This is a genomic window from Imhoffiella purpurea, from assembly GCF_000585215.1.
GTDB classification, from domain to species: domain Bacteria; phylum Pseudomonadota; class Gammaproteobacteria; order Chromatiales; family Chromatiaceae; genus Imhoffiella; species Imhoffiella purpurea.
The window spans coordinates 1-10,277 of sequence record NZ_AONC01000083.1 but is presented as its reverse complement, the minus strand read 5'-3'; the positions used below and the strand labels follow the sequence as shown (position 1 = coordinate 10,277).

The following is a 10,277-nucleotide window of genomic DNA, read 5'->3' as shown; positions in this document are numbered from 1 at the left end:
GCTCACGCTGCGGAGTGTCCCCGATGGACTCCCGGAAATGTCAAACTGCTACTGTCACCCCGGCAAAGCCGGGGGATTACCCGTTTTATTTAGTCGGCTCGGGTGTATCTTTTCCAGGCGTCGTGTGAGTATGCCCTTCGGTACCGTGAGATAGACAGGATATGAAAAATATACTCCTAATCGCCGCCCTCATAGGCGGCGGATGGTATGGATACAATCTATACGAACAAAACAAGCTTCCTTTTCTTCAACACTCTTCGAATGGCTTTTCGAGTGCGGCAACAAAATGCATCACCGAAGATGGCAGCGTGCTATACGGAATCGTACCTGAAGGAGTTGTATGCGAGAAGACAGAACCGGTCGATGGTTCGTTGACGATCGTCGACAGCCTATCCTCTCGCAACGACGGACAAGGCCCTTATCAACGAGAAGCTGCCTCTCAAAATTATCGATGCGATGGCAGAGTCTATTGCTCTCAAATGACCTCATGCGAGGAGGCTGTATTCTTTTTGAGAAATTGCCCAGGAACAAAAATGGACGGCAACAATGATGGAATCCCTTGCGAAAGGCAATGGTGCAATTAAAACAGCTCGCGAATCAGCCATCTGCATCGTGAAATGATCCTCGTACCCTGAAACCCAAAGCACATTGATCGAGACGATGCAGATTCGAGAAGCGACAACCACCGATTTCGAGGCGCTCTGGCCGATCTTCCGGGAGATCGCCTCGGCCGGGGAGACCTACGCCTATCCGCGCGAGACCTCGAAGGAAGAGGCGGAACGGCTGTGGATGCGACTGCCCCGCAAGACATTCGTCGCCGAGACGGACGAGGGGATTGCCGGCACCTATTACATCAAGACGAATCAGGCCGGACCCGGCAGCCATGTCTGCAATTGCGGCTACATGGTCTCCTCGGCCGCCCGCGGTCAGGGTCTGGCGACGGCCATGTGCGAGCACTCGCAACGGATCGCGATCGAGGTGGGCTACAAGGCGATGCAGTTCAATTTCGTCGCGTCCAGCAATCTGGGCGCGATCCGGCTCTGGAGCCGGCTCGGGTTCGAGACCGTCGGACGTCTGCCCAAGGCGTTCGATCATCCGAGTCTGGGCTATATCGATGCCCTGGTCATGTACAAATGGCTGACCGGCGTTGCGGACCCGCACTCCAGCGGCGCAAACCGGAAGAACACCTGAAGGCCCACCGGGCGCGATCTGGAGACGCGAGACCTTTCATGGACGGCGAATAGGAATATCATGACCGGTCAGCTCCTCAGACCCACCAAGACACGTCCCTAGACAGCCTCAGATGAAACAGTCCAACCGCGTTCCAGCCCAAATGCAGGAAAAATACGACAGCCTGACCAAGGCGACGGATGCATTCTGCGATGCCTATCTCGATGAGGACTACAAACAGCTGATCCGCTTGGCGATCGCCGCCCTGAGCCGCAAGCGCCCCTCACCCTTGACGCGAGGCAAGGAAGCCACCTGGGCGGCGGGTGTCGTCCATGCGGTCGGAACGGTCAACTTCCTCTTCGACAAATCCCAGAAACCGCACTGCAAGGCGCCTCTGATCTATGAGTATTTCGGTGTCGGATCCTCGACGGGCCCGAACAAATCGAAGGAAATCCGCGATCTCCTGGGCATGAGCCAGTTCGGCCACGAGTGGATGCTGCCGGCCAGACTGAAATCGAGCCGGGTCGCCTGGATGGTCCAGGTCAACGGTCTGATCGTGGATATCCGCACCATGCCGTACGAGGTTCAGGAACTCGCCTATCAGAAGGGCCTGATTCCCTATATCCCAGACGCCGAACCCGACGACCAGATCTGAGTCGCGGAGGGACAGAATCATGGACTGGGCAAGCGTCATCAACGACCCGCTGCTGAAGAATCTCCCATTCAAGATCGAGCTCAACAAATGGGGAAAGATCCTCATGAGCCCCGCGAGCAACAATCACGGGCGTCTCCAGTACGAGATCGGGCGACGGATCGATCGGCACAAGCGGAGCGGCACCATCATCATGGAGTGCTCGATCCAGACGACCGACGGGGTCAAGGTCGCGGACATCGCCTGGGCCTCGGAGGCATTCATCGCCCGGCACGGCTTCGAGACGCCCTACAGCCGCGCGCCCGAGATCTGCGTCGAGATCACCTCCCCGTCCAATTCCAAGGGCGAGATGGACGAGAAGATCGCCCTCTATCTGGCCAGCGGGGCGAGCGAGGTCTGGATCGTCGACGAAACGGGCCGGATCGCCTTCCATTCCCATGAGGGCGAATTGCCCAAGAGTCTGGAGCTCGAATCATGAGCATCAAGGAATACCGCACCGCCATCGAAGCCAGGGGCGGCCTCCTGGTGGTCCGAAACACCCCGAGCGTGGCCTTCGGCGACCGGGTGCGGATCGAGGACCATTCGGGCCAGATCCGCAACGGTCAGGTCATCCGCGCGGCGGACGACGAGGTACTGATCCTGGTCTTCGAGGGCACGGACGACCTGGATCTGGACAACACCTGGGTCCGCTTCCTCGACGAGCCGGTGGAGATCGCACTCTCGCCCGAGATCCTGGGGCGCGAGTTCAACGGGCTCGGCGAGCCGCGCGACGGACGTCCGCCGGTGCTCTCGGGGCTGCGGCGTCCGGTGGGCGGATCGGCGATCAATCCGGCCGCCCGCACCTATCCGCGCGAGTTCATCCAGACCGGCGTCTCGACCATCGACGGGCTCAACAGCCTGGTGCGTGGTCAGAAACTGCCGATCTTCTCGGGCTCGGGCCTGCCGCACAATCGGCTCGCGGCCCAAATCGTGCGCCAGGCCAGGCTGGTCGACGAGAGTTCCAGCTTCTCGGTCGTCTTCGCGGCCATGGGCGTCTCCTACGCCGACGCCAAGTTCTTCCGCGACGAGTTCGCCAACTCGGGCGTGCTGCGCAACGTGGTCATGTTCGTCAACCTGGCCGACGACCCGCCGGTGGAGCGCCTCACCCTCCCCCGCACCGCCCTGACCGCGGCCGAGTACCTGGCCTACGATCTCGACCGTCACGTGCTGGTGGTGCTGACCGACATGACCAACTATGCCGAGGCCCTGCGCGAGGTCGCGACCGCCAAGGGCGACGTGCCGGCGCGCAAGGGCTATCCGGGCTATCTCTATTCCGACCTGGCCGAGATCTACGAGCGCTGCGGCCGCATCCACGAGCGTCACGGCTCCATCACCATGATGCCCGTGGTCTCCATGCCCTCGGACGACATCACCCACCCCATCCCGGACCTGACCGGATACATCACAGAGGGCCAGATCGTGCTCTCGCGCGAGCTGCACAACCAGGGCGTCTATCCGCCGGTGCACATCTCGCCGAGCCTCTCGCGTCTCATGAAGGACGGCATCGGCAAGGACGACACCCGCGAGGACCATCCGCGCGTCGCCGCCCAGCTCTATGCCCTCTATGCCCGTGCCCAGGAGACCCGCAACCTGGCCTCCATCATCGGCGCGGACGAGCTCTCCGAGCGCGACCGGCGCTATCTGAGCTTCGCCGATGCCTTCGACCGGACCTTCGTCGGCCAGGGCGAGGCCGAGGACCGCTCGATCGAGGCGACCCTGAACCTGGCCTGGGACCTGATGAGCGCCTTCCCGCGCGACATGCTGACCCGGATGAAGGAAACCGACCTGGCCAAGTACTACCATGAGCGAGACTGATCCCCTGAAGCCGGCCCCGCCAGGAAGGGTCACCTGCGAGAGCTGCGCGGCCGCCTGCTGCCGTCTGGAGGTCATGTGTCTGACCGACACCGGCGTGCCGGACCACTTCACCACGGTCGACGCCTGGGGATCCGTCACCATGCGGCGGCTCGACGACGGCTGGTGCGCCGCGCTCGACCGCGACACCCTGCTGTGCCGCATCTACGACCGGCGGCCGCTGCTGTGCCGCGAGTTCGAGATGGGCGGACCCGAGTGTCTCGCCGAATGGGAGGCCGCATGGCCCAACAGCTGATCAAGGTTCCACCGACCAAGAACACACTGCTCCGGCTCAAGAAGCAGGTCCGATTTCTGGAAGACGGACACGACCTGCTGGAGCGCAAGCGCGAGCTGCTGACGCGGCTGGTCTACGAGCGGATCGGGGAATACCGGGAACTGCGAGCCTCGGCGGAGGAAAAGCTGGCCCAGGCCTACCGCTGTCTGAGCATCACCCATCTGCGCATGGGCAGCCGGGGCGTCCGCCAGGCGGCGCTGGGCGCGCAGCCGGCGCTGAAGGTGGACATCCTGCCGCGCCGGGCGCTGGGCGTGGAGTATCCGTCCGTGACTAGCGAGCGCATCCCACTGACCCCGGTCGGCCTGATGGGGACCGACGCCAGCTTCGACAGCAGCCGCGACAACCTCGCCGACGCCGCCGTCATCCTGGCCCGCCTGGCCGAGGTCGAGATCGCGCTCCATCGCCTGCTGGAGGAACAGCGCAAGGCCCAGAAGCGGGTCAACGCGCTCAAGTACAACATCATCCCCCGCTACCGGCGCACCATCCATTTCATCCAGTCGTCGCTCGAAGAGGAGGAGCGCAATACGCTGTTCCAGGTCAAGCTGCTGAGGCAGAAGGCGGAGGTGAGATGATGATCGATGGCACCAGCACCCTGTCGGGTAGGGCGCAATAGGCCGTCGGTACTTGGTCGCTGTTTCGCATTGCGCTTTGACGAGGGCGTCATGGACTGCCGTGGTTCGATCTCGAGGAGGCCGTATTGCGCCGTATGCGAGTGACTGGCGTGACCAAAGCCTCGGCGCGGCTTGTCATGCGGCGCAATACGCTATCGCTATTGCGCCCTACGCGGCTTCCCAAATGTCGATGGCGGTAACGCCCCTGAAACAGCCGGTTCGTAGGTTGGGCCGAGGTACGAGGCCCAACGAGACGTCGCGTGTTGGGCCTCCTATCGTCGGCCCAACCTACCCGCTTCAGCTTTCGGGAGTGGCGCCCTTCGCCATGTACCTTAGCCGGGCAACCGGTCGAGGATGCCGAAGAGCGCGCTGTTGATGCGCGCGTAGTCCTCGGCCGTCGCGGACAGGATACGCTCGGCGGTCTGGATGCGCTCGGCCGGGACCAGTTCGTCGGCACAGTTGGCGACGATGTCGGTCACGCTCTTGGGGGTCGATTCGATGTGGAACTGGAGCCCGAGCACCCTGCCCTCGTAGAGATATGCCTGGTTCCGGCAGGCGTCGCTGGAGGCGAGATGGACCGCGCCCTCGGGCAGGTCGAAGGTATCGCCGTGCCAGTGGAAGACCTCCAGGCTCGGCGGCAGGAAGCCGGTGATCGCCGACTCGCACGCCGATTCGCTCAGCTCGATGGGAAACCAGCCGATCTCCTTCTGCGGATTGCGGCGAACCCGCGCGCCCAGCACGTCGGCGATCAGCTGGGCGCCGAGACAGACGCCGACCACCGTCTTGCCGGCGGCGATGGTCTCGGCGATGAAGCGCTTCTCAGGGACGAGCCAGGGGTGCTCCTGCTCGTCATAGATGCCCATGGGGCCGCCCATGACGAAGAGCCGGTCGAAGTCGTCCTGTCCCGGAGGCGTCTCACCGGCATAGAGCCGTGTCAGGGTCATGGAATGACCGTGCTGGCCGGACCAGACGCCGATCCCGGCCGGTCCCTCGAAGGGGACATGCATCAAAGCGTGGTTACGCACTCATCACCTCCTGAATCATACATACTAGCGGTTTTGAAATTGGAACCGCGCAAAGAGCGCGAAGCAAGCGTTCCGCTTCCAGCTGTCCGCCCATCCCTTTAGTCTGGAAGCTCTATAAGCCTCTGCCCCTTTGCGCCCTTCGTTCCTTTGCGGTTCATATTCTCCGGAATCCACATGAAGATCTATCTCGACTGCTATTCCTGTTTTCTGAGACAGGCGCTGAGCGCCGCCCGGCGGGCCGGGGCCTCGCCCGAGCAGCAATATCGCATCCAGCTGGACACCATGGACCGGATCAGGTCGTTACCGGCGGACGCCACGCCGCCGGTCATGGCCGAGACGATCCATCGCATGGTCCGCGAACGGACGGGGCACGCGGATCCCTATCGCGATGCCAAGGGCGATGCCACCCGGCAGTCGCTCGCCCTGCTCCCCTCGCTGCGCGAGCGGGTCGACAGATCCGGCGACCCGCTGGAGACCGCGGTGCGCATCGCCATCGCCGGCAACATCATCGATCACGGGGTGGCCGAGTCCTTCGCCCTGGAGGCCACGCTGGAGCGGGTGCTCGACCAGCCGTTCGCCATCGACGGCATGCAGGCGCTGCGCGAGGCATTGGATAGGGTCGACTCCGTCCTCTATCTGGGCGACAACGCGGGCGAGACGGTCTTCGACCGCGTGCTCATCGAGCACCTGGACAAGCCCGTCACCTATGTCGTCAAGGCGTCGCCCATCATCAACGACGCAACGCGCGAGGATGCGCTGGAGGCCGGACTGGAAGCGGTCGCCGAGATCATCGACAACGGCACCGAGGCGCCGGGCACCCTGCTGACACGCTGCCCGGACGCGTTCCGCAGGCGTTTCGACGCCGCCGGGCTGATCATTGCCAAGGGCCAGGCCAACTTTGAAACCCTCAGCGACTCGAGCGCCCCGATATTTTTCCTGCTGCAGGCCAAGTGCGGCATGATCGCCGACGAACTGGGCGTGAAACAGGGGGCTATCATTCTGAAGCCGCCCAGGGGTTTTCAAAACGCCAAGGCGTAGCGGATGATTGGGGCCTCGGACTTGCCACGACCGCTTCCGCATGAGACCAGTCCTCGGCGTCGACGCGTTCCGCTCTGGGCGGGGTTAAGAGATGACTCAGACAGCTTATCGACTCCTCTTCATCGTCATACCCTGGCTCTGCATCGCTGGTTCCGCGGTGGCCGACGCGGCGTCTGAGCACCAAGTTTTCTTGACCTCGCCAAGACTCGCCGACCAGGACCAGCAGACACTCAGCATGCTCATGGACACGCTCGACGAGGTGACCAAGCTGGCGACCAAAACGCACCTGAACGCCGATTATGTACCCGGCATTCTCAGCGTGCTGCATCGCGAGGAACTGCTCGCGCTGGGGATGCGCACGGTCGGCGAGGCACTGACCCTCGTTCCAGGCATTCAGGTCAACCGGAGCGACTTCGGCGCCAGCCGCATCTCCATTCGCGGTTTGGAGCACGGCAACGGCAACATCAAGATGTTGCTCGATTCGATCCCGCTGAATCACGCCTACGACGGGAAGGCGATGATCGCGCCCATCCCGATCGAACAGATCGAGCGCATCGAAATCATTCGAGGACCTGGCTCGGCGGTCCACGGCGAATTCGCCTTCGTCGGCGTGATCAACGTCATCACCCGCCAGGATCGGGGCGTCCATGTGCGCCTGGACAGCAACGGCGGCCGGGAGGCGGGGGGGACTTTTCATGTCGAGGATCCAGACAGCGATTGGCGGCTCACCGCCAACCTGTCGGGTTGGGACACGCCGGGAACCGACGTCGAAGCGGGTCCCGACGTCCTCTACATCGCTGGACTCGGAGATATTTCGCGCGCGCCGGGGCCCATCGACGATCGTCAAGAACATCAATTCGCACAGATAGCGCTGCAGGCCGGAGATTTTTCGCTGACCGGCTATTACCAGCGGGAAATCGACGGGGTATTCCAGGGCGCCGTCAATGCCCTGCCGGTGGCTCGGGACGGACACGATTTCGCGGAAACCGTGTCTTGGGCCTTGCAAGCGTCGCAACGCATCGACTTCACCGAGGATTGGCTCGCCGAGCTCCAGCTCTTATATTCCGAAGGGACATTCCACTTCGATCAAGAGGTTTATCCTCCAGGTACCCCCTATCCCTTGGATGGAGGCGTACCCAACCCCTATGGATTGTTTCAGGAGCTCAAAATCGGGAGCCGACGCACGCAAGCGACCGCCTCGCTGGAATGGTCCGGCTGGCGGAACCACCATTGGCGGGCGGAATTCAGCGCCGCCTCCGTCGATCTGACCGAGGCATGGTGGGCGCTCAATGGCGATGTAAAGAGGCTGCAACCGCTGCCCTACATGCAGGTTTATAAGGGGGCGCTGAATTATGTCGATACCCGGGCTCACCGCGACATTCGCAGCGTCGCCATCCAGGATCAATGGACGGTGACGAGACATCTGGATCTGACGGCGGGCTTGCGCTACGACCGCTACAGCGATGTCGGCGAAAATGTCTCGCCACGTCTGGCCGCCGTCTGGCGCCTCAACGACGAGCATCTATTCAAGGTCCAGATCGCCGACGCCTTCTTTCCGCCGACCTTGTTGCAAGTGAACGGTCAATCGGTGGTGCCCAGTCAAGAGTTTCCGGATACGGCACAAACCATCCGCACCGGCGAATTCGGCTATATCTTCCGCCGTTCCAGCAAGAGTATTCGCACCACGCTCTATTATTCGGAACTGCGCGATCTGGTCGTTCTGGAAAACGGTGGTTGGACCAATCGCGGCTCGGCACGCGTGCAAGGCGTCGAATTGGAATGGGAGCAATCCTTCGGCGCCCGCTGGAAGGTGATGACCAATCTCAGCTACACGGATACCCTGAATCAGGACACCCGTGGCCCCATACCGGGCGCCGCGACCTGGCTGGGGAATCTGGGTCTGTTCTACCGTCCGCGCCCCGACTGGCTGATCACGACCCACTGGCGCTTCGTCGGCGATCGGGACCGTGCGGCCGACGATCCGCGTCATGAATCCTTGGACGGCTACCACGACATCTCGCTGACCGCCAATTGGTTCGATATCGGCTTCGACGGCCTGACGTTGCGGGCCGGGGTCACCAATATGCTTCAGGCGCGTATCGCCTCGCCGGCACCCAAGCTGACCTATAGGGACGATTATCCGCTCAACGACGAGCGCCTTTGGTGGGCTCAGATCTCCTATGAATGGGATTGACGCCGGCTGCGACGAGCGCCTCCGGGACGGCGAGCCGTCGGGTATCCGATCCGACGTCAGCATTGCGGCCGCCATCGAGCGGTTTAGATTGAATTGTGACGACCCGATGTCTAGTGTTCGAGGCTGGACTGGATCCGACCGCGCGCGATGCGAGCAGCGATCACCGCCATCGCGGACCCTCGGAAGCCTCATCCCCAACGGACGTCCTACATCTCGACACTCATCAAGGACTCTTCATCCAGGATGTTCTTCAAATCCCTATTCAGCGCCGACGAGGACCTCGGCGGACGCTATCCCAAATCGCGCATCGAGGAAGCGATCGAGCGGGTCGTGAAGGGAACGGACTCGCGCCTGCGATTGCTGCCAGGCTATCGCAAACGTCTGCTCGCTCCCGTCGTCGGCGCGCTCGACCACGCCGTCGCTCTGGTGGACGATCTCCCCCCGCCGCTCACCGTCTCGCGCGAGAGCTATCTGGAAGAGCGGCAGCTCGCCGCTCTATTCGCCTCGCCCGAAACCATGCTGGAGGATCTGGGCCGGGATTTGACGTTCCGCGGCTTCCTCGCGGGCCATCGATTCCACGTCGGCGAGCTCACGGCGCTGCTCAGGGCCGAGATGAGCGAAAGACAGGTGCTGGGAAGGGATATCGTGGACGGTCAGATGCGTCGCGACGTCCCTCAGACCCTCGTCAATTTCGTCGGGCACCGTCTCTCCGATCTGGCGGCCGGCGAGGAGGAGACCCGGTGCCTGCTCAAACAGCGAACCTTCGACCATCTGGTAACGCTCGCCCTGGGTCGCCTGGCCTCTGCGGAAACGGAACGCGCCGACCTGACGCGACAGCGCGACCTGCTGCGCCGCAAGCTGAGCGCCCTGGAGCACGGGGACCTGAGCTTCGATTCTCCGGATGCGCCGCCGAATCGAGAGGCATTGAGTCGAGACCTCGACCGCATCACCGAGCAATTGCATGCCCTGGGCACCGATGAAAGGGTTCTGGAAATCCACCTGGAGATGGTCTGCGAGGTCTTGACCGACGCCCGGCGTCAGCTCTGGAGCCGCGACATCAGTCTCCACCTGGACGCCATGAACATCGAGCGGCACCCACGCGACCCCTCCGGACGTCGCATCATCCTGCGCGAGCTGAACGACGCCCAAGGCCACCGCAGCATTCTGTTGCTGCTGAGGTTCGATCCGGTCGAACTGCCCCCGCCCGAGGACTTCCTGACCGCGGCGGATCGCTATTTCCGGGCGACGCGCTGACGGGATCGGCGATACCGGCAGGGCACGCCTGCGTTCCCCGCCACAGGCGAGCGGATGTAAGCGTTCAGACCCTCCTCCTCCCTTGGGGACGTGAAGACAGACGGGCTCCGCTATGGCAAAGTCAAAACCACGACCTAAACGACGCCAG

The 10,277-nt window shown here is 62.8% G+C and carries 11 protein-coding genes; 10 read left to right on the top strand and 1 reads right to left on the bottom strand.

Features of this window, described 5'->3' with window-relative positions; genetic code table 11:
- Nucleotides 1–161: 161 nt before the first annotated feature.
- From D779_RS23235 to D779_RS19895, 7 genes are all read left to right on the top strand, one after another.
- Entirely contained in the window at nucleotides 162–584 is a 423-nt protein-coding gene (locus D779_RS23235; protein ID WP_198295759.1) for an excalibur calcium-binding domain-containing protein, read from the top strand.
- Nucleotides 585–660: 76 nt separating this feature from the next.
- Complete coding sequence (locus tag D779_RS19920; RefSeq protein WP_043757867.1) at nucleotides 661–1,191, top strand: GNAT family N-acetyltransferase; 531 nt, start codon at nucleotides 661–663, stop codon at nucleotides 1,189–1,191.
- A 112-nt stretch (nucleotides 1,192–1,303) separates the two neighbouring features.
- Nucleotides 1,304–1,825, top strand: a complete 522-nt coding sequence (locus D779_RS19915; protein WP_043757861.1) for a DUF6398 domain-containing protein — start codon at nucleotides 1,304–1,306, stop codon at nucleotides 1,823–1,825.
- A gap of 19 nt (nucleotides 1,826–1,844) precedes the next feature.
- On the top strand, nucleotides 1,845–2,300 hold the full coding sequence (locus D779_RS19910) for a Uma2 family endonuclease (protein WP_043757858.1): 456 nt from the start codon (nucleotides 1,845–1,847) through the stop codon (nucleotides 2,298–2,300).
- Nucleotides 2,297–3,676, top strand: a complete 1,380-nt coding sequence (locus tag D779_RS19905) for a V-type ATP synthase subunit B (protein WP_043757856.1) — start codon at nucleotides 2,297–2,299, stop codon at nucleotides 3,674–3,676. The genes D779_RS19910 and D779_RS19905 overlap by 4 nt, the downstream gene beginning before the upstream one ends.
- Complete coding sequence (locus tag D779_RS19900) at nucleotides 3,663–3,968, top strand: YkgJ family cysteine cluster protein (protein WP_043757854.1); 306 nt, start codon at nucleotides 3,663–3,665, stop codon at nucleotides 3,966–3,968. Before D779_RS19905 ends, D779_RS19900 begins: the two co-directional genes overlap by 14 nt.
- On the top strand, nucleotides 3,953–4,579 hold the full coding sequence (locus D779_RS19895) for a V-type ATP synthase subunit D (protein ID WP_043757865.1): 627 nt from the start codon (nucleotides 3,953–3,955) through the stop codon (nucleotides 4,577–4,579). The genes D779_RS19900 and D779_RS19895 overlap by 16 nt, the downstream gene beginning before the upstream one ends.
- Nucleotides 4,580–4,950: 371 nt before the next feature.
- Here the strand turns inward: D779_RS19895 and D779_RS19890 are convergent, their stop codons facing one another.
- Nucleotides 4,951–5,643 (bottom strand): type 1 glutamine amidotransferase, encoded by a 693-nt coding sequence (locus D779_RS19890; protein WP_043757852.1) that lies wholly within the window; start codon nucleotides 5,641–5,643, stop codon nucleotides 4,951–4,953.
- Between the two features lie 174 nt (nucleotides 5,644–5,817).
- Here D779_RS19890 and D779_RS19885 point away from each other — a divergent pair, with 174 nt between their 5' ends.
- The 3 genes from D779_RS19885 (at nucleotide 5,818) to D779_RS19875 (ending at nucleotide 10,129) form a co-directional block, all read left to right on the top strand.
- Nucleotides 5,818–6,681: a damage-control phosphatase ARMT1 family protein gene (locus tag D779_RS19885; RefSeq protein WP_043757849.1), complete on the top strand. Its 864-nt coding sequence runs from the start codon at nucleotides 5,818–5,820 to the stop codon at nucleotides 6,679–6,681.
- 190 nt (nucleotides 6,682–6,871) lie between these two features.
- Nucleotides 6,872–8,875 (top strand): TonB-dependent receptor plug domain-containing protein, encoded by a 2,004-nt coding sequence (locus tag D779_RS19880; RefSeq protein ID WP_043757848.1) that lies wholly within the window; start codon nucleotides 6,872–6,874, stop codon nucleotides 8,873–8,875.
- 243 nt (nucleotides 8,876–9,118) lie between these two features.
- Complete coding sequence (locus D779_RS19875; protein ID WP_043757846.1) at nucleotides 9,119–10,129, top strand: hypothetical protein; 1,011 nt, start codon at nucleotides 9,119–9,121, stop codon at nucleotides 10,127–10,129.
- Nucleotides 10,130–10,277 lie beyond the last annotated feature (148 nt).

Coding starts and splice junctions, on each gene's coding strand:
- D779_RS23235 (WP_198295759.1), top strand. CDS start 162: ATGAAAAATATACTCCTAATCGCCGCCCTCATAGGCGGCGGATGGTAT.
- D779_RS19920 (WP_043757867.1), top strand. CDS start 661: ATGCAGATTCGAGAAGCGACAACCACCGATTTCGAGGCGCTCTGGCCG.
- D779_RS19915 (WP_043757861.1), top strand. CDS start 1,304: ATGAAACAGTCCAACCGCGTTCCAGCCCAAATGCAGGAAAAATACGAC.
- D779_RS19910 (WP_043757858.1), top strand. CDS start 1,845: ATGGACTGGGCAAGCGTCATCAACGACCCGCTGCTGAAGAATCTCCCA.
- D779_RS19905 (WP_043757856.1), top strand. CDS start 2,297: ATGAGCATCAAGGAATACCGCACCGCCATCGAAGCCAGGGGCGGCCTC.
- D779_RS19900 (WP_043757854.1), top strand. CDS start 3,663: ATGAGCGAGACTGATCCCCTGAAGCCGGCCCCGCCAGGAAGGGTCACC.
- D779_RS19895 (WP_043757865.1), top strand. CDS start 3,953: ATGGCCCAACAGCTGATCAAGGTTCCACCGACCAAGAACACACTGCTC.
- D779_RS19885 (WP_043757849.1), top strand. CDS start 5,818: ATGAAGATCTATCTCGACTGCTATTCCTGTTTTCTGAGACAGGCGCTG.
- D779_RS19875 (WP_043757846.1), top strand. CDS start 9,119: ATGTTCTTCAAATCCCTATTCAGCGCCGACGAGGACCTCGGCGGACGC.